Source organism: Brevundimonas sp. TWP2-3-4b2 (assembly GCF_049897345.1).
GTDB lineage: Bacteria > Pseudomonadota > Alphaproteobacteria > Caulobacterales > Caulobacteraceae > Brevundimonas.
This window is the reverse complement of the sequence record NZ_JAFCWB010000002.1, coordinates 262,451-279,534: the sequence shown is the minus strand read 5'-3', so window position 1 is coordinate 279,534 and position 17,084 is coordinate 262,451. Positions and strand designations below refer to the sequence as shown.

The 17,084-nt window shown below is 66.6% G+C and carries 18 protein-coding genes; 9 read left to right on the top strand and 9 right to left on the bottom strand.

Annotated elements, in window-relative coordinates:
• Positions 1-14: 14 nt before the first annotated feature.
• Together ACP7AS_RS04905 and ACP7AS_RS04900 are read right to left on the bottom strand one after the other, a co-directional pair.
• A complete protein-coding gene (locus ACP7AS_RS04905; protein WP_426027743.1) occupies positions 15-257 on the bottom strand; it encodes a helix-turn-helix domain-containing protein in 243 nt (80 codons plus the stop codon).
• Positions 257-757: a DUF2975 domain-containing protein gene (locus ACP7AS_RS04900; protein ID WP_426027742.1), complete on the bottom strand. Its 501-nt coding sequence runs from the start codon at positions 755-757 to the stop codon at positions 257-259. The genes ACP7AS_RS04905 and ACP7AS_RS04900 overlap by 1 nt, the downstream gene beginning before the upstream one ends.
• Positions 758-862: 105 nt before the next feature.
• Here ACP7AS_RS04900 and ACP7AS_RS04895 point away from each other — a divergent pair, with 105 nt between their 5' ends.
• A complete protein-coding gene (locus ACP7AS_RS04895; RefSeq protein WP_426027741.1) occupies positions 863-1,816 on the top strand; it encodes an ABC transporter ATP-binding protein in 954 nt (317 codons plus the stop codon).
• Positions 1,816-2,541, top strand: a complete 726-nt coding sequence (locus ACP7AS_RS04890) for an ABC transporter permease (protein ID WP_426027740.1) — start codon at positions 1,816-1,818, stop codon at positions 2,539-2,541. The genes ACP7AS_RS04895 and ACP7AS_RS04890 overlap by 1 nt, the downstream gene beginning before the upstream one ends.
• 24 nt (positions 2,542-2,565) lie before the next feature.
• Here ACP7AS_RS04890 and ACP7AS_RS04885 read toward each other — a convergent pair whose 3' ends face one another.
• Positions 2,566-2,820 carry a hypothetical protein gene (locus ACP7AS_RS04885; protein WP_426027739.1) on the bottom strand — a complete coding sequence of 85 codons (255 nt, stop codon included), beginning with the start codon at positions 2,818-2,820 and terminating at the stop codon, positions 2,566-2,568.
• Between the two features lie 140 nt (positions 2,821-2,960).
• On the opposite strand from ACP7AS_RS04885, the gene pyrC reads away from it, so the two are divergent.
• Positions 2,961-4,019 carry a dihydroorotase gene (gene pyrC, locus ACP7AS_RS04880; protein ID WP_426027738.1) on the top strand — a complete coding sequence of 353 codons (1,059 nt, stop codon included), beginning with the start codon at positions 2,961-2,963 and terminating at the stop codon, positions 4,017-4,019.
• 70 nt (positions 4,020-4,089) lie between these two features.
• Here the strand turns inward: pyrC and bfr are convergent, their stop codons facing one another.
• Together bfr and ACP7AS_RS04870 are read right to left on the bottom strand one after the other, a co-directional pair.
• Complete coding sequence (gene bfr / locus ACP7AS_RS04875; RefSeq protein ID WP_426028137.1) at positions 4,090-4,590, bottom strand: bacterioferritin; 501 nt, start codon at positions 4,588-4,590, stop codon at positions 4,090-4,092.
• Positions 4,591-4,749: 159 nt separating this feature from the next.
• Positions 4,750-4,935: a (2Fe-2S)-binding protein gene (locus ACP7AS_RS04870; RefSeq protein ID WP_426027737.1), complete on the bottom strand. Its 186-nt coding sequence runs from the start codon at positions 4,933-4,935 to the stop codon at positions 4,750-4,752.
• A gap of 115 nt (positions 4,936-5,050) precedes the next feature.
• On the opposite strand from ACP7AS_RS04870, the gene thiE reads away from it, so the two are divergent.
• The 3 genes from thiE (at position 5,051) to ACP7AS_RS04855 (ending at position 8,454) form a co-directional block, all read left to right on the top strand.
• Positions 5,051-5,710 carry a thiamine phosphate synthase gene (gene thiE / locus ACP7AS_RS04865; protein ID WP_426027736.1) on the top strand — a complete coding sequence of 220 codons (660 nt, stop codon included), beginning with the start codon at positions 5,051-5,053 and terminating at the stop codon, positions 5,708-5,710.
• Between the two features lie 72 nt (positions 5,711-5,782).
• Positions 5,783-7,477, top strand: coding sequence for an ATP-binding protein (locus ACP7AS_RS04860; RefSeq protein ID WP_426027735.1), 1,695 nt, complete (start codon positions 5,783-5,785; stop codon positions 7,475-7,477).
• A gap of 602 nt (positions 7,478-8,079) precedes the next feature.
• Positions 8,080-8,454 carry a hypothetical protein gene (locus ACP7AS_RS04855; protein ID WP_426027734.1) on the top strand — a complete coding sequence of 125 codons (375 nt, stop codon included), beginning with the start codon at positions 8,080-8,082 and terminating at the stop codon, positions 8,452-8,454.
• A gap of 43 nt (positions 8,455-8,497) precedes the next feature.
• Here the strand turns inward: ACP7AS_RS04855 and ACP7AS_RS04850 are convergent, their stop codons facing one another.
• On the bottom strand, positions 8,498-8,998 hold the full coding sequence (locus ACP7AS_RS04850; RefSeq protein ID WP_426027733.1) for a DUF6702 family protein: 501 nt from the start codon (positions 8,996-8,998) through the stop codon (positions 8,498-8,500).
• Positions 8,998-11,358, bottom strand: coding sequence for a M1 family metallopeptidase (locus tag ACP7AS_RS04845; protein WP_426027732.1), 2,361 nt, complete (start codon positions 11,356-11,358; stop codon positions 8,998-9,000). The genes ACP7AS_RS04850 and ACP7AS_RS04845 overlap by 1 nt, the downstream gene beginning before the upstream one ends.
• A gap of 820 nt (positions 11,359-12,178) precedes the next feature.
• Between ACP7AS_RS04845 and ACP7AS_RS04840 the strand changes: the two genes are divergently transcribed.
• Both ACP7AS_RS04840 and ACP7AS_RS04835 read left to right on the top strand, forming a co-directional pair.
• A complete protein-coding gene (locus ACP7AS_RS04840; RefSeq protein ID WP_425993135.1) occupies positions 12,179-12,637 on the top strand; it encodes a MarR family winged helix-turn-helix transcriptional regulator in 459 nt (152 codons plus the stop codon).
• 123 nt (positions 12,638-12,760) lie between these two features.
• Positions 12,761-14,095, top strand: a complete 1,335-nt coding sequence (locus tag ACP7AS_RS04835) for a S41 family peptidase (protein ID WP_426027731.1) — start codon at positions 12,761-12,763, stop codon at positions 14,093-14,095.
• Positions 14,096-14,293: 198 nt separating this feature from the next.
• On the opposite strand, the gene ACP7AS_RS04830 is transcribed toward ACP7AS_RS04835, so the two are convergent.
• Both ACP7AS_RS04830 and ACP7AS_RS04825 read right to left on the bottom strand, forming a co-directional pair.
• A complete protein-coding gene (locus ACP7AS_RS04830; RefSeq protein ID WP_426027730.1) occupies positions 14,294-15,475 on the bottom strand; it encodes a thiolase family protein in 1,182 nt (393 codons plus the stop codon).
• A gap of 69 nt (positions 15,476-15,544) precedes the next feature.
• On the bottom strand, positions 15,545-16,048 hold the full coding sequence (locus ACP7AS_RS04825; protein WP_426027729.1) for a winged helix-turn-helix transcriptional regulator: 504 nt from the start codon (positions 16,046-16,048) through the stop codon (positions 15,545-15,547).
• 170 nt (positions 16,049-16,218) lie between these two features.
• Between ACP7AS_RS04825 and ACP7AS_RS04820 the strand changes: the two genes are divergently transcribed.
• On the top strand, positions 16,219-17,058 hold the full coding sequence (locus ACP7AS_RS04820) for an acyl-CoA thioesterase (protein ID WP_426027728.1): 840 nt from the start codon (positions 16,219-16,221) through the stop codon (positions 17,056-17,058).
• Positions 17,059-17,084 lie beyond the last annotated feature (26 nt).

The window sequence follows — 17,084 nt, the reverse complement described above, 5'->3', positions numbered from 1 at the left end:
GCGCAGCGGTTCCGTCAGCCTTCTTCGTCGTCGACCGGGGTCAGATCGGTCGGGTCGTAGCGATAGTCCAGCAGGTCGCCCGGCCGACAGTCGAGCGCCGCGCACAGCCGCGCCAATGTGCGGAAGCGGATACCCTTCACCTTGCCCGACCGGAACAGCGACAGCTGGGTCTCGCTAAGACCCACCTCGGCGGCGAGGTCGCGCGCCTTGAGGCCCTTCCTCACGATCAGGGCATCGAGTGTCACGCGGACGGGCATCAGATCATTTCGTCCAGTTCAGCCTGCATCCGGCCGGCCTGGTCGACGACCTTGCCGAGCAGGAACAGCGCCCCGCCGATCATGCCCAGCGTCATCCCCGCCACGTCGAAATGCAGGAAACCGCCGCACCCGTCCTCGATCATCCGTATGACGTTGGACACCACGAACACGCTCATCACGCCGCCCAATCCCAGTGACAGACCCACGCGCCGCAGGGCCGAGGACAGTGTCGGCTGGATCAGACGACCCTTCGCCAGCTGTCCCATGGCCGATCCGATCGACCAGACTCCGAACAGATAGAAGGCCGTCGGGGTGAACCAGACGAGGCTGGCGATATTGCGCGGGGTGAACGGCTCACGCCCCTCGCGCAGCCAGAGGATCAGCGGCGCGCCTATCCAGGTCAGCGCCATGCACAGGCCGACCGTCACCACCATGAAGATCGCCAGCCAGCGGAACTGGCCGCACATGCGGCGGAAACGGGCGAGATCGGGCTGGCTCATGCGGCGGTCCGGAGCGTGGCGTTGATGTCTTATCTTTAATCTTGACTTAAAGATGCGAGGTTCGCAACTTTATATCGCACTTAAACAAACGTGAGCGCTGCCGCCATGACCGCCGCCATCGAAACCCATGCCCTGACCCGTTGCTTCGGCGAGCATAGAGCCGTCGATGCGGTGTCGATGACCGTGTCGGACGGGGCCGTCTACGGTTTCCTTGGCCGCAACGGTGCGGGCAAGACGACGACGCTCAAGATGCTGATGGGTCTGATCCGTCCGACCTCTGGTTCGGCGCGGATTGCGGGCATTGACGTCGCCAGCGACCGGATCGGCGCGGCGCGGAAGGTGGGGGCGCTGCTGGAGGCGCACGGTTTCTACGCCAATCTGACGGGGCGTCAGAACCTCGACCTCACCCGCACGCTGCTCGGGCTTCCTGCGACGGAGATCGCCAGGGTTCTGGAGGTGGTCGGGATGAGTGCCCACGGTCGACGCCGAGTGTCAGACTATTCGCTGGGCATGCGCCAGCGGCTGGGTCTGGCTCGCGCCATGCTGGGCGCGCCGCCCGCCCTCATCCTCGATGAGCCCACCAACGGCCTGGACCCTGATGGCATCGCCGACATGCGGTGCTTCCTTAAGGACCTGCCTGCCCGGACCGGGGCCACGGTCCTGCTGTCCAGCCATCTGCTGGGTGAGATCGAGCAGATCGCCACCCACGTTGGCATCGTCCACGAGGGGCGGCTGGTGCTGGAGGGGGAACTGGCCCGGATCAAGGCGGACCTCGCGCCCGAAATCGCCCTTCGGGTCGATGACGTCGCCCGCGCCTCAGCCGTGCTCAACCCGTTCGATCTGGCGTTGTCCCCCACGAGCGATGGTCTGATCGCGCGGCTGAGTCCCGGGGACGATCCCGACGCTGCTGTTCCGGCCATGACCCGCGCCCTGGTCGAGGCCGGGATCGCCGTCCTCGCCATTGGTGCCCGCGCCCGCTCGCTGGAGGGCATTTACCGCCAGGCATCCATGCCGGCGCCCGCTTCCGTCACCGCCCAGTCCCAGCCGGAGTTCGTCTGATGTTCGCTGTCCTGTCCGTGGAAATCCGCAAGTTGAACCGGTCACTGGCCGTCCTGCTGGCCGTTGCCGCGCCGTCGCTGATCGCCATCTTCACCTTCTTCAACCTGCTGCGCGGCAAGGCACCACAGCCGTGGGAGATGTGGATGGTGAGTGCGATCGGCATCTGGTCCTTTTTCATGCTGCCCATGAGCGTGACCGCCCTGACGGCGCTCGTCGCCCACATGGAGCACGGGCCGAAGTCGTGGGATCACCTGCGCAGCCTCCCGCTGCCGCGCTGGCGTCTCTATGCGGCCAAGGCGATCGTGGTGCTGGCTGTGGTCGCCGTCATGAGCGGGGCGACCCTGGTCCTGACCTGGGGCGCGGTGACGCTGGGCACGACGATCAAGCCCAACCTGATGCCCAAGGGTCCTCTCGAGGTCGGCGTCTATGCCGCGACCATGGGCAAGGTCTTCCTCGCCGCCATCCTGATGGTCGCTATCCAGCTGTGGACCGCCCTGCGCTTCGCCAGCTTCGTGCCCGCCCTGGTGGTCGGAATCGGCGAAACCTTCTTCTCGGTCGTCGCCACTTCGGCAAGGGCAGGCGTCTTCTTCCCTTGGCAGATGCCGGTCAACATGCTGGCGACCGACACCTGGCGACTGAACACGGCCCTCGGCCTGGGCTGCGGCCTGGGTCTGGTCGTGCTGGTGCTCGCCGTGGTCCGTCTGGCACGGCGCGAGGTTCTGTAGCGGCGGGTTGGGAGAGTGGCGGCATCAGAGTGTGAACCCCGTCACCGCCAACCGCCCGCCTGTCCGCCGCCGGAGACGCCCATGCGCAGCCTGTCGCAGCGCCTCGCCCTTGCGTTCGGCGTTCTCCCCGGTCGGGTCCTGGTCTTGCGACAGCGGGCCCTTGAGGTGGCCGGGCTCGATCAAGAGCATCGCCTTGACCCAGGCGACTCTCAATCTGGCTGACGTGCTGGCGTATGGCTCTTTCCCCGTCGCGCTTGTTTCCGGGGCGATGTCGGTCATCCGGCCTCCCACCGGGCTGAAAACGGACTGCCGATACCCGTCATCAGTTACCCGGGGGCGATCTGTCCGGCGTGGGGCTGGTCCCGGCGGACGTGGGCACCGAGGTTCCCATTCAGGGTAGGCAAAGCTAAGGAGGGGGCATGCAGGCCTCCCAAACATCTCCGCAGCAGCTGGTTATCCGCGCGCCGGATGACTGGCATGTCCACCTCCGTGACGGCCGGATGTTGAGCGCCGTGGTCAACGATACGGCGCGGCAGTTCAGGCGCGCGATCGTCATGCCGAACCTGACCCCGCCGGTCACCACGGTCGCCGCCGCCGAGGCCTACCGGTCGCGGATCCTTGCGGCGGTCGAACCCGGCCTCGCGTTTGAGCCGCTGATGGTCTGCTACCTGACCGACGATGCCGATCCCGAGGAGATCGCACGGGGCTATGAGGCCGGGGTCTTCACCGCCTGCAAATTGTATCCGGCCCATGCCACCACCAACTCGGCGCATGGCGTCACCGAGATCCGCAACATCTACCTTGCGCTCGAGCGGATGCAGCGTATCGGCATGCCGCTGCTGCTGCACGGCGAGGTGACGGACCATTCGGTCGACGTCTTCGACCGCGAGGCCGTCTTCATCGAACGTATCTTCTCGAAGATCGTCGTCGACTTCCCGGCGCTGAAGACCGTGTTCGAACACATCACCACGGCCGACGCCGTGGCCTTTGTCGAAAGCGGCGGGCCGAACCTGGCCGCGACCATCACGCCACATCACCTTCGCATCAACCGCAACGCCATGTTCGCGGGTGGTGTCCGGCCTCATTTCTATTGCCTGCCCGTGGCCAAGCGCGAGCGGCACCGCCTCGAACTGCGCCGGGCAGCGACGTCGGGCTCGGCCAAATTCTTTCTGGGCACGGACTCGGCACCCCATTTGACGGGAGCCAAGGAGTCGGCCTGCGGCTGCGCCGGCATCTTCAATGCGCCGTTCGCGATCGAAAGCTATGCGGCGACGTTCGACGAGGAGGGGGCGCTGGACCGGCTCGAAGGGTTCGCGTCAGAACATGGTCCGCGCTTCTACGGCCTGCCGCTGAACGAGGACCGGATCGCTCTGGACCGCCGGGACATCGTCGTCCCCCCGCGCATCGGGACTGACCTCGGGGACCTGGTCCCCTTCCATGCCGACGAGACCCTGCCGTGGAGCCTCTCCGCGGCCTAGAGGCGCGCGGCCGCAGGGATTGATTTCCCTGAATGACTCCTCCGCCGCCCTATCTCTGGGTCGGCGGGTCTCAGTTCCCGGTGGCGCTCTTGTCCGGTGCGATCTCGGTCATGGCTGACTGCAGATAGTTCTGCTCACCCAACTGCTCGATCAGCTTGTGCTGTGCCTCGAGGAAATCGATGTGCTCCTCGGTGTCGTTCAGGATGCGCATCAGGATGTCGCGGCTGACGTAGTCCTTGGCGGCCTCGCACTGGGCCACGCCCGGGATCAGGGTGTCGCGACCGCCCAGCTCCAGCTGCAGGTCGGCACCGAGGCACTCGAAGGCGTTTTCGCCGATCTTCAGCTTGTGCAGATCCTGCATATTGGGCAGGCCGTCGAGGAAGAGGATGCGCTTCATCAGCATGTCGGCGTGCTTCATCTCGCCGATCGATTCGTCGTAGATGATCTGGCCGAGGTGTTTCAGGCCCCAGCTCTCGAACATCCGCGCATGCAGGAAATACTGGTTCACCGCGGTCAGCTCGTTGGTGAGCACAGCGTTGAGCGTGCGGATGATTGCGGGATCGCCCTTCATCGTCGTTCTTTCCGTCAGCGGCGCGGCGGTCGGCCCGACCGCCATGAATCACCGGCTTTGAGCGCCTGTTCTAACACGAGATGCGGTCTTGTGTTCACCTGCGAAGACGTCTCGCGACATTGAAAATGCGACTGAATCTCCCTTGCGGGAGGGCAGGGCCTATTCGGCGGCTATGGCAAAGGTCTCACGGCTGTCCTGGATCATCTCGCGCATCTCGCAAACGCATTTGGCGCACTGGGCGGTGCACTGGTTGCGCGCGAAGACGTCACGGGGTCGCGTCGCGCCCGCCTCGATGGCGGCGGCGACATCCCTTTTGCGAAGGCCATTGCAGTTGCAGACGTACACGACGAACCCACAGGCTTGTTGCGAATGGTTCTTCTTAACAAGCAAATCGCGGCGAATGCAAGTCGTTCGCAGTCCCGGAGTTGACGCACGGCCGCGTCCGTCGCACTTCGCGGGCATGGCCAAGCCCCCCATCGCGCCGATGCGCCCGCCCTGTCAGCTGTATCTGATCACCCCGCCCGTCTTGCCGGACATCGCCGCCTTCGCGGTGGCGCTCGCCGCGGCGCTGGACGCTGGCGAGGTGGCCGCGCTGCAGATCCGGCTCAAGGACGCCGATGACGCAACGGTTCTGGCCGCCGTGTCAGTGCTGAAACCGATTGCCCAGGCGCGCGGCGTCGCCGTCATCCTGAACGACCGGCCGGATCTGGCGGCGCGTTCAGGCTGTGACGGCGTCCATCTGGGGCAGGGTGACGCCTCCGTGGCCGAGGGGCGACGGATCATGGGCCCGGACGCCATGATCGGTGTGACCTGCCACGACAGCCGGGAACTGGCGATGGACGCGGCAGAGGCCGGTGCCGACTACGTCGCCTTCGGCGCCTTCTTCCCCACCGATACCAAGCAGACGTTGCACCGGCCGGACCCGGACATCCTCGGCATCTGGCAGGAGACCGTCGAAATCCCCTGTGTCGCCATCGGCGGTATCACGGCGGTCACCGCAGGCCGCCTTGCGCACGCCGGAGCCGACTTCGTAGCGGTGAGCGCCGCCGTCTGGGGCCATCCCGCCGGACCCGGTGTGGCCGTGCGTGAATTGACCGAGGCGATCGCCGACAGCGCCTGACCTTCAGGGGATATTAGGAAGCGGCGACGTATGGGTCGGGATCACGCTGTCGATCCAGGACCCAAGATGCCGATGAGCCGTGTGCTCGACCCTGCCGACGCCGTAGGACCTTCGCCCGAAGGCCTCGCGGCTGCACGCGCGAATGACACCGCCCGTACCAACAGCGCGTCGGCCTTCTTCAAGCAGCCCCTGGCTCCCGTCTTCACCGCCATCGCCGTGATGGTGCTCGTGGTTCTGGCGGTCCAATTCGCCCGGTCGGCCGGCCTGGTCGCGGCCTTGTGGGGTGCGGGCGGGGTGTCGATCGCGGTCTGGCTGCGGAACTCGCGCGGACCATCCTACGACCTGTGTTTCGGGGCCCTGCTGGTCGTTGGCATCGCGGCCGGCGAGCTGCTGGTGGGCAATTCCACCCTTCTGACCGTGGTCTTTACGGTCGCCAACATGATCGAGATCGTCGGCGCTGTTTTGCTCGCGCGCCGTTTCGCGCCGACGCTGAATCTGGTCAGCGTGGACGGGGCCTGTCGTTTCCTGGTGAGCGTAGCGTTTGTGGCACCGGTACCCGCTGCTCTCATCGCGTCGATCTCCCTGCATCTCATCAACGGGGCCGATATTCTGGCCAGCTTCCAGACCTGGTGGTTCGGCCACGCTCTCGGAATCGCAGTCATCGCCACCTTTGGTGTGTCCCTGACGCGGCGTCATCTGGCCGTGCTGGCCAACCCGTGGCGACTACTTGAGGCCCTGGCCCTGCTGGTGCTGCTGTCGCTTGTCTGTGCCTTCGCCTATTTAGAGTCGCGGGTGCCCGTCGGTTTCGTGGTCGTGCCGTTGCTGATCCTCATCGCCGCCCGGTTCCGCGTCCTGGGTGTGACGACAGCCCTGCTGATCGTCTCGGTGCTGGCGATCGGCGGGACGTTGGCTGGATATGGACCCTATGTCCTGTCAGCGCCGGAGCTGGCTGACCGGGCCTTGATGATGCAGCTGACGGTGCTGCTGGGCTGCTTGCCCATCCTGCTGGTGGCGGCCTTGCTGGAAGAGCGTGACCGGCTTTCCGACCGTGCCAAGGCGGGGCAGGTGCGGGCAGAACGGGCCTCGGAGGCCAAGTCGCGCCTGCTGGCTAACGTCGCCCATGAGATCAAGAGCCCCGTCGGCGGCATCATCGGCATCGGCGAACTTTGGAAGACCGGTCAACTCGGACCGGTGAGCGACACCCAGACCGAGATGGCCGAGATGCTGGTCAAGACGGCCCGACAGGTCGAGGCTCTGGCTCACGACCTGCTGGACGTCGCCCGCGCCGAGTCCGGGGCGGTCAAGGTCGAACTGCGCCCCACCGATGTGCCTGGGGTGCTTGAGGATGTGAAACGGGCTGTGGCCCTGCGGCCCGAAGCCCAGGGTGTGCGGCTGGAGCTGATAACCGAGGGCGACGGTCTGGTGGCGTTGGCCGATTCCCAGCGCCTGACCCAGGTTGTCGCCAATCTTGCCTCCAACGCCGTCAAATACGGCGGCTCGGGAGGTCAGGTCATATTCCGCGTCAGCCGAATTTACGACGGCGTCCGTATCGAAGTCAGCGATCGCGGCCCCGGCCTGACGCCCGAGAAACTGGCCCAGCTGTTCGAACCCTTTAACCGCCTCGGGCTTGAGCGCTCCACGGTCGAGGGTCACGGCATCGGCCTTGCCCTGGCCAAACGCCTGGTCGAGTTGCAGGGCGGCTCGATCGGCGTCGACTCGGTGCAGGGTGAGGGCGCGACCTTCTGGGTCGAACTGCCGGCAGCCTGACCCCACCGGGACTTGCCGTTCGCGGGCCGAAGGGGGAAGGTCGCCCCATGAAAATCCTTGCCGCCACCGCCGCCGCCTTGATTGTCACCGGAGCCGCCCAGGCCCAGACCGTGCCCGCCGCGCCGACCAGGCCATCATCCGCGCCTGCCAGCGACCTGACCCGCGAGTTGAACAGTGGGCCGCCGACGCGAGGTGTCACCGCCGCACCCCCGACGACCGCTGCGCCGAGCCCGGCGAGTCCCGTCGTCCGTCCTGCGACCTTGTCCGCGCCGGTCCTGCCGTCGTCCGGTCCGGCTGTGTCGTCACCGGCTGCAACGCCATCCCCTGCGACGCCGATCCCGGCGACACCCGTGCCCCAGCCGCGGACCGCTCCGATCGCGACGCCCGTCGTTCCGGCACCGGTCACGACTGCGCCGCCGCCCGCCGCTGCGATCGTCCCAGTGGCAACGCCGCCGTCTTCGAACCTGCCGTCGTCCGGTCCGGTGCCCCGCACGCAACCGCCGGCGACGGGCCCGGCCGTTGTCGCGCCCACAGTCGGTTCAGCGCCGGCTGCCAGCCCGGTTCCGGCCCCTGCACCGGCCGCTGTCCCACCGCCCCCGAGCGTGTCGACCCTCACCGTGCTTGACGCCGCGACCCGCGCCGCCCTGCCGTTTTCTGTCACCCTGCCGCCCGGGTTCGAGATCGTCACAGGCCGTCCGGGCCCGGACTTCCGCATCTATACGGTCCGTCGCGGCGAGCAGTCCTTTGTCATGGTCTATGCCGGGCCGGCCTCGCAGTTCCCGATCTACAGCGGCCAGATGCTCGAGGCGGGCGGTCGGGCCTCGATCGTCTCCACGGAGGATGGCGTGCGCCACGCGATGGAGCACCTGTTCCAGCGGCCGGACGCCCCGCGCGAGGTCCATGTCTGGACCATGAGTCTGGACGGCGGCGACCGCGCCCTGGCCGAGCAGATCGCCCAGTCGGTCGATATTCGCTAGGGCTGTCAGGCCAAGACTGAAAGGGCCTGACCCCGGTCTTCTGTCAGGAGGCCGGGAAGCTCAGGGTCTGGGCCTGCGATCCCGGACGGAAAACCACCGTCCGCGTCACGCCGTTCAAACGCACATTGACCTGCTGTTCCTGATCGTCGTGCACGCCCGGGAAGAAGTCGAGATCGACCGTGACGCGGGTGATCTCCCGATCGTCTGTCCGGCCGCCGAAATCGACGCGGATATTGTCGCCGGCCAATTGTGTGACGGTGTGCGTGACGGGAACCGCATCGCCATCCAGCGACAGGCGGAATCGTTGTCCCAGATGGGCCTCCAGATCGGCGACCGCCCGCGGGTCGTCGAGGCTGGGCTGGGCTTCCGGCGCGATCGAGACCAGGGCGGGCTCGACGTCATGGGCGGCGAACCGGTGCGTCACGCTGACGGCACCCGAGACCGCATCGATCTCGACCACCGTCAGTCCGCCATGACCCCTGTGGGCCATGGCGGGCGTGGCAAGGACGGCGACCAGCCCCGCTACCAGCAGGAACCGCTTCATCACTGGGCCGCCGTCGGACGGCGAACCCGCGTCGCCGTCGAGTCCGGACTGACCTCGACGTCCGAGTCCCGCATCCGGTTCTCGCCGGGAGGCTGGGCGGGGGCGAGGCGCAGGGTGCGCTCGTCGATCTGGCGCGGGAACAGGTTGTTGGGCCGGTTGGCGTCGGCGGTTTCCCGCAGCGGATCAACCTCGGCCGAGACGAGGGTCTTCGACGAAACGTGCTGCCAGATCACCTGCTGGCTGTTGCGGCGCCAGATCTCCGCCGGGATGCGGATCGTCTCGTCAGAGCCGTCCGTATAGGTCAGCTTCAGGATCACCGGCATCACCAGCCCACCCACGTTCTTGAAGGTGAACCGGTAGATGTTGTCGTCGAAGCCTTGTGCTGCGCGGCGGTCGGCGTCGGCGCGCCGGGTGGCGCTTTCGGCGTCACGACGTTGCTGGGCCGTGGTCGTGAAACGGTCGGTCTCGTTGTAGAAGTCCCGCGTCGCCGGATCGCGCTCGACCACGGTCTCGATGCCGCGGTTGTTCTCGACCGTGCGGGAGATCGGCTCTTGCTCAAACCGCTCGCGGGCGGCGCGGTTGCGCACTTCCGGGTCGGTCGATTCCAGCGTCGCGGCGGTCACGCTCTCCAGCGAGATGTCGACGTGGTCGGTGGAATAGAACCAGCCGCGCCAGAACCAGTCGAGGTCGACGCCCGAACTCTCTTCCATGGTGCGGAAGAAGTCATAGGGCGTCGGGCGCTTGAAGGCCCAGCGCTGCGAGTATTCGCGGAAGGCGCGGTCGAACAGCTCGCGGCCCAGGACGGTTTCACGCAGGATCACCAGGGCCGTCGCCGGCTTGGCATAGGCGTTGTTGCCGAACTGGAGCAGGCTGTCGGAGTTGGTCATGACCGGCACCTGGTCCTGACTGATCATGTATTCGATGATGCTGGACGGCTCGCCGCGGGCCGGGAAGTCGGCGTCCCAGAGCTTTTCGGCCTGGAACTGCAGGAAGCTGTTCAGCCCCTCGTCCATCCAGGTCCACTGCCGCTCGTCCGAGTTGACGATCATCGGGAAATAGGTGTGGCCGACTTCGTGGATGACCACGCCGATCAGGCCGTTCTTGGCGCGTTCGGTATAGGTCAGGCGGCCGTCGTCGCCCCGCACCGGGCGCGGCCCGTTGAAGGTGATCATCGGATATTCCATCCCGCCGACCGGGCCGTTGACCGACTGGGCCGTGGGATAGGGATAGGTGAAGGCGAACTGGTTGTAGACGTCGATGGTGTGGGCGATCGACCGGGTCGAATAGGTGTCCCACAGCGGTCGGGCCTCCTTCGAATAGAAGGACATGGCCATGACGACCGGATAGGTGGCGCTGTCCTGCTCGACGCCCATGGCGTCCCAGACGAATTTGCGCGAGCTGGCCCAGCCGAAGTCGCGGACATTGTCGGCGCTGAAATTCCAGGTGCGGGTTCCGGATCGGGCCGGGCGGGCCTCGGCGGCGGCGGCCTCTGCCGGGGTGACGACATAGACCGGCGCGTCGGCGGTGCGGGACCGGGCCAGACGCGCGCGCTGTTCGGCGCTCAGGATGTCGGGGTTGGTCAGTTCGCCGGTGGCGGCCACGACATGGTCGACGGGGGCGGTGATCGAGACGTCATAGTCGCCGAACTCCAGGGTGAACTCGCCGGCCCCGAGGAACTGGGCATTATGCCAGCCCTCATAGTCCGAATAGACCGCCAGACGCGGGAACCACTGGGCCGCCAGGAAGATGCAGTTGCCGTCCTGATCCGGCTTGGTGAAACACTCATAGCCGCTGCGGCCGCCCACGACATTGGTCTCGGGCAGGGGCACGGAGAAGTCGATCGTGAAGGCGAAGCTCTGACCTGTGGCCAGCGGCTGCGGCATCTTGATCCGCATCATCGAATCGACGACCGTGAAGGGCAGGGGCTGGCCGTCGGGGCCGGTGACCTTCATGTCGTTGAAGCCGCCCTCCCAGTCCTGCATCCGCTGCACCCGCAGCACCTCATTGACGCTGACCGTATCCGACGCCGTGTAGGTCCGGCTGCGTTCGGCCAGGGAGGCGCGGCGATAGTTCTGCTGGTCCAGCAGCAGCCACAGATAGCCCAGGGCGTCGGGGGAGTTGTTCGTATAGGTCACCGCCTCGCGGCCGGTCAGGGTGCGGCGCGGCTCGTCCAGCGTCACGTCGATGTCATAGTCGACCTGCTGCTGCCAGTAGCGATGGCCCGGCGCGCCCGAGGCGTTGCGATAGTCGGTCGGGGTCGGCCAGTCCTCACCCTCGAACTGGCGGAACTTGTCCTCGAACGTGCCCTTGGACTGGTCGACCGGCCCGATGCTCTGCTGGGCCAAAGCGGCCGAGGCCATGAGGGAAACGCCGGCGACCGACGCCAACAACAAACCGATCCGCATACGAAACACCCGTTCACTGTCTGAAAAGCCCGCGCGGACCTTAGTCGGCGAGCGCCGGGGCGCAAGGCGAGGCCACCTTACGGATTGGTAATGGGGCCGACCGGGCAGGCGTCTTCGCTCTCTGGCAGCGCTGCCGGAAAGGTCGGGGAGGGCGCGGGGCGGCCGGGCCTCGCCCGGTGCTTTGATTGTTTTACCGTTTCGACGAAGCAGACCGCTCCGCGCAGTCGTTTTCCACGGGCTCTCCGGTGGGGGCCCTGTTCGGACCTGGCCGGATCATCGCCCGGTCCATTGCTGGACCGGACGCGGGACGAACTTCACACCCGGTGGCGGATCGATTCGCTCCTGAAGCCCGCGGCGAGCAGGCGGGCGCCATCCGTCGACGCCCGCAAGGACCCCCGGAGTATCCTTCCCCCGGGCTTCATCGCTCGACCACAGCCCGCCGCCATCGAGGAACGTGGATCCGACGCCCTCCCCACCGACGGGATGGGGGGATTATGCGGGCAGATGCAGCGCGACCAACAATAGAGTTTGAGATCGCCGCAGGGCGTTGATCGGGCGCGGGTTTTGCGCGCCAACCCGACTATGGGTTCGCGGATTGTCAGCAGAGTCCGGGGGTCCATGGGGCCTCTTGTGAACGGGTGTGGGGCATCGGATGCAGACGGTCCTGAGGGTCCGGTTGTTGCTCTGGTCGCAATGTCGGCTCCCGACCCAAAGCGGACGCCGCCTTACAGACAATTAACGGGACATGATTTCCATAAGCGATTATGGAAATGGCATGAACCAAGGCATCGGTACCCAGCTCCGCCATTTACTCGAACTGCTCGATGGTGCGGTCACCGAGGCCTATGCGAACGAGTCTTTACGCTATCGCCCGCGCTATACCCCAGTGATGCGCGCGCTGATCGCATCCGAGCCCCGCGCCATCAGTCAGATCGCTGAGGCCGCCGGCATCTCCCAACCTGCAGCCACACAGACTGTAAGCCTCATGATCCGCGACGGCCTGGTGTCGTCCGCGCCCGGCAGAGACGCTCGCCAGCGGATGATCCGGCTCACGCCGGCGGGACGGGACCTCTTGCCGAACCTGCAGAGGTGCTGGCGCGCCACGGCTGCGGCTGCGGCCGGTCTCGACGCAGAGCTGTGTAGCCCCCTGTCGCAGGTGCTGGCCGATGCGATCACTGCGCTGGAGCGAAAATCGTTTGGTGATCGCTTGGCCGAGGCTCGCCCTCCGACCTGACCCCCAAGTCGGCATTCCACTGGAAAGTCCAGGATAACAGCCCGCGTCCGCGGCAAGTCTCGTGGACGCCAGAATTCTCAATCGTTCCATAGCCCTAGCCGTTTTTAGTCAGAGGAAGTGTTCATGCGTCTCGCCATCCTTTTCGGGTCTCTCGCGCTCGCCGTGACCGCCTTGCCCGTCCATGCTCAAGTCGAGGCCTCCGGTTCGCTGACATCCCTGCCCTCGGTCGACAGCAGGGCGGTCGTGGCCGAAGTCCGCCGTGTCATCGGCGAACGCTATGTTCTGCCTGAGCGCCGTCCCGCGCTCGATGCCGTGATGGCCGAAGGCCTTGCCTCGGGCCGATATGCCGTCACGGACGGCGCTGTCCTGGCTGAACGGCTCAACGCTGATCTGGAAAGGGTCGGACAAGACCGTCACCTTGGTTTCCGCTTCAATCCGCAAGAGGCCGCGATGATCGCGTCCGGTTCGGTCGAGCAGCCCGGCGCCAATCCCGCGTTCGAGCGGCTGATTCGCAATGCCAACCATGGCGTCACCGATTTACGTCTGTTGCCGGGCAACGTGCGGCTGATGAAGTATGACGGCTTCCACTGGACGGGGGCTGAGAGCGCCGCCGCGCTCGACAACGCGATGCGCTTCTTGGCGGGCGGCGACGCGGTGATCATCGACCTTCGCGCCAACGGCGGCGGCAACCCGGAGGCGGTGCAGCATATCATCAGCCGCTTTCTGCCGGCTGGTACGCAGCTGACGACCTTTTACATGAATGGCTCGGCCGAACCCGACGGCTTCTCGAGCCTGGAAACGCCAACTGAGCAGCGGATGATCGGCAAGCCGCTCTATGTCTTGACCAGCGGCGAGACCGGCTCGGCTGCCGAGGAGTTCACTGGCCACGTTGCCGGATACCACCTCGGCGAGATCGTTGGCGCCAACACCGCTGGGGCGGCGTTCCGCAACGACATGGTCGCCGTCGGCGAACAATTCGTGCTCAGCGTCTCGGTCGGGCGCGCCGTCCTGGCGTCCACCGGCAAGGACTGGGAGGCAGTCGGCCACGCACCAACGGTCGAGGCCGAGGTCACCGCCGCCCTGGATATCGCCCACGCTGCCGCGCTGCGGACTGTGGCCGCCACGGCGCCAGCCGACGAGCGCGCCGTGCTGGAGGCCGTTGCCGAAGCAATGGCGGCTCGCGGGCTGCGGCGCGCTCCTGAACTCGACCTTGCGGCCTATGCCGGCGTTTATGGCGACCGCACCATCACCTCAGACGGTGGGCGGCTCTTCTCACAGAGACCCGACAGACCTTCATTTCCGCTGATCGCCTTGGGTGGTAACCGCTTCGCTGTTGAATCCGCCCCAGGCATGCGGATGGTGTTCGAGGCAGCCGGCGCGGCCGTGCAGGCTATGACAGTCGAGTACGTCGGTGGCCCCGCCCAGCCGCGGACCGAGCGAACGGCGCCGGCCCGCTGACCATGAGTGGAAAAACATTGCAATCTTACAGGCTGATCGGGCCGCTTCGCTGCTAAGCCCCGATGTCCGCTTTCCCCCCGTAGCGGACGTTCTCTGAGTCCGCTTCAGGCCAGTGAGGTCCGTCATCACCGCTTTTTGCGAACCCACCCGTCTCGCGGCAAGCGCCACCCTCCCCATGAAGGAAAGGGAAACGTGGAGTCAGACCAGCTCCACCGCCACGGCCACGGCTTCGCCGCCGCCGATGCACAGGCTGGCCATGCCCTTCCTGCCGCCGCGGGCCTGAAGCGCCGCCAGCAGGGTGGTCAGGATGCGGGCACCCGAGGCTCCGATGGGGTGCCCCAGGGCCGTCGCGCCGCCGTTGACGTTCAGTTTCGCCCGGTCGATGCCGAGGTCGCGCATGGCGATCATGGCCACCACGGCGAAGGCCTCGTTGATCTCCCACAGGTCGACGTCCTCGACCGACCAGCCGGCCTTCTTCAGGGCCTTCTGCATGGCGGGCACCGGCGCGGTGGTGAACAGGCCCGGCTCATGGGCGTGGGCCGCATGGCTGACGATGCGGGCGACGATCGGCAGGCCCATGGCTTTCGCCACGCTCTCGCGGGTCATGACCAGGGCGGCGGCACCGTCCGAGATCGAGCTGGCGTTGGCGGCAGTGATGGTGCCGTCCTTCGAGAAGGCGGGCTTCAGCGTCGGGATCTTCTCCGGCATGGCCTTGCCGGGCTGTTCGTCCTCGGTGACCGTGACGACGCCCTTGCGCGAGGTGACCTCGACCGGGGTGATTTCGGTCTTGAAGGCCCCCGAGGCGATGGCTTCCAGAGCCCGGCTCAGGCTCTCCAGGGCGTAGGCGTCCTGGGCCTCGCGGGTGAACTGATAGGTCTGCGCCGAGTCCTCGGCGAAATTGCCCATCAGCTTGCCCGGCGTATAGGCGTCCTCGAGGCCGTCCATATACATGCTGTCGACGATGACGTCGTGGCCGATGCGGGCCCCACCGCGGTGCTTGGTCATCAGGTAGGGCGCCCCGGTCATCGACTCCATGCCGCCCGCGACGATGACATCGGCCGAACCGGCGGCCAGGCTGTCAGACGCCATCATGACCGCCTGCAGGCCCGAGCCGCACATCTTGTTGACGGTGGTCGCCTCGACGTGGAGGCCCAGGCCGGCACCGATGGCGGCCTGACGCGCCGGGGCCTGGCCCAGCCCGGCGGGCAGGACACAGCCCATATAGATCTGGTCGATCTTCTCCGGATCGACGCCGGCCCGCTCAACAGCGGCGCGGACGGCGGTTGCCCCCAGTTCGGTGGCCTTGACCCCGGACAGGGCCCCCTGGAATCCGCCCATCGGCGTGCGGGCGAAGGAGACGATGACGACGGGATCGGACATGGAAACGCTACCCTCGAGAGGAAGAATTGCGCGGCTGGATGGGCCACGTCGCAAGGATTGGCAAGAGGGTCAGGCGGCGTCCTCGTCCGGCCGCTCGCGCGGCATCATCTCGCCGACGGTCGGACGGTTCTCGGCCCGGGTCAGAAGAATGTCGCGCGGCTTGACGATCTCGTTGCAGTGACCGCAGGCGATCCGCGGGGCTAGGTCATGGCCGCAGGTCTTGTGGATCATGGAGACGCCGGAATCCGCATTCCCGTAGACGTGTTTGGCCCCCCAGCCATGCAGGGTGACCAGCACGCCGTACAGATCCTTGCCCTTGGTGGTCAGGACATATTCGTTACGGGGCGGCCGCTCGGAGTAGAGATGGGGCTCCAGCACGCCGTGCTGGACCAGCGACTTCAGCCGCGCCGCAAGCACATTGCGGGCGACGCCCAGCCGTTCCTGCCATTGCTCGAACCGGCTGACGCCATTGAAAGCGTCGCGGATGACCAGCAGGGTCCAGGGATCGCCGATGACTTCCAGCGTCGCGGCGATCGAACAGCTCTGGCGTGAGTAGTCTGCGGTGCGTCCCATGGGACGAAAGTGACCCTGCGTCAGCCGTTTTGCAAGAGGGTTGCCAATCTGGACGCACTGGGTCAGTTTTGTTTGGCTACGGAGCCGAAGTCGCGTCTTCTGATCCCCGAACTTTGGGCGGGAGGCTCCGCCGTCTTCCGCCTGCCCTTTATCCGCGTTAGCGACACCTGATGACCCAACAGACCCTGGCCGAAGCCCTGACCCTGACCGACACCGGTGCAGGCGGCTGGACGGCGCGGCTTGACGGTGGCTTTTCCAACGGGCCCCAGTCGATGCCCCAGGAGCGTGGCGCGCCTTTCGGCGGGCTTATGGCCGCCCTGGCCGCCGGGGCCATGCGACAGGGCCTGGGTATCGAGACGCCGTTGCAAACCCTGACGATCCAGTATCTCGCCGCCGCCCGGTTCGAGGATGCGGTGTTCACGCCGACCCTGAACCGCGGTGGCCGTAACGTCGCCTATGCTTCGGTCACCGGCGGCCAGGGCGACCGCATCGCGGTCCAGGCGTTGGGCACCTATGGCCGCGATGTCGCCGGGCCGGTGCTGAAGCCCATGGTCGCCTCACCGCCGCCGGTCGGCGATCTGGAGTCCACGCCGCTGGATACCAGCTTCGGTCCCTGGTTCACCCGGCACATCGACCACCGCTTCGTGGCAGGCCCGAAACTGTACGGGGAAAACGCGGGTGCAGCGCCCGAGCTCGGCTGCTGGATGCGGACCATCGACGCCGCACCGCTGGACGAGGCACGTCTGCTGTTCCTGCTCGACGGCCTGTATCCGACCTATTTCACGGCCTTCCCCGCACCGCCCACGATCTCGGCCAGTGTTGATTTGCGGGCGGACCTGCTGGCCGCCCTGACGCCGGACACCTCACCCGAGGGCTGGGCCTATTTCCACTTCACCAGTCGCGATGTCGGTGGGGGCTGGGCCGTCGAGGACGGTGAGGCCTATGCGCCCGACGGGCGACCGCTGGCCCTGGTGCGGCAGCGGCGCAAGCTGATGCCTAGCCGCGGCTGAGGTGCATTTCAGCGGTCGCTACCGGC

Coding starts and splice junctions, on each gene's coding strand:
- bfr (WP_426028137.1), bottom strand. CDS start 4,590: ATGAAGGGCGATCCCGCAATCATCCGCACGCTCAACGCTGTGCTCACC.
- ACP7AS_RS04850 (WP_426027733.1), bottom strand. CDS start 8,998: ATGAAGCGGTTCCTGCTGGTAGCGGGGCTGGTCGCCGTCCTTGCCACG.
- ACP7AS_RS04905 (WP_426027743.1), bottom strand. CDS start 257: ATGCCCGTCCGCGTGACACTCGATGCCCTGATCGTGAGGAAGGGCCTC.
- ACP7AS_RS04840 (WP_425993135.1), top strand. CDS start 12,179: ATGAACCAAGGCATCGGTACCCAGCTCCGCCATTTACTCGAACTGCTC.
- ACP7AS_RS04885 (WP_426027739.1), bottom strand. CDS start 2,820: ATGACCGACATCGCCCCGGAAACAAGCGCGACGGGGAAAGAGCCATAC.
- ACP7AS_RS04895 (WP_426027741.1), top strand. CDS start 863: ATGACCGCCGCCATCGAAACCCATGCCCTGACCCGTTGCTTCGGCGAG.
- ACP7AS_RS04860 (WP_426027735.1), top strand. CDS start 5,783: ATGAGCCGTGTGCTCGACCCTGCCGACGCCGTAGGACCTTCGCCCGAA.
- ACP7AS_RS04835 (WP_426027731.1), top strand. CDS start 12,761: ATGCGTCTCGCCATCCTTTTCGGGTCTCTCGCGCTCGCCGTGACCGCC.
- ACP7AS_RS04830 (WP_426027730.1), bottom strand. CDS start 15,475: ATGTCCGATCCCGTCGTCATCGTCTCCTTCGCCCGCACGCCGATGGGC.
- pyrC (WP_426027738.1), top strand. CDS start 2,961: ATGCAGGCCTCCCAAACATCTCCGCAGCAGCTGGTTATCCGCGCGCCG.
- ACP7AS_RS04845 (WP_426027732.1), bottom strand. CDS start 11,358: ATGGCCTCGGCCGCTTTGGCCCAGCAGAGCATCGGGCCGGTCGACCAG.
- ACP7AS_RS04820 (WP_426027728.1), top strand. CDS start 16,219: ATGACCCAACAGACCCTGGCCGAAGCCCTGACCCTGACCGACACCGGT.
- thiE (WP_426027736.1), top strand. CDS start 5,051: ATGGCCAAGCCCCCCATCGCGCCGATGCGCCCGCCCTGTCAGCTGTAT.
- ACP7AS_RS04825 (WP_426027729.1), bottom strand. CDS start 16,048: ATGGGACGCACCGCAGACTACTCACGCCAGAGCTGTTCGATCGCCGCG.
- ACP7AS_RS04900 (WP_426027742.1), bottom strand. CDS start 757: ATGAGCCAGCCCGATCTCGCCCGTTTCCGCCGCATGTGCGGCCAGTTC.
- ACP7AS_RS04890 (WP_426027740.1), top strand. CDS start 1,816: ATGTTCGCTGTCCTGTCCGTGGAAATCCGCAAGTTGAACCGGTCACTG.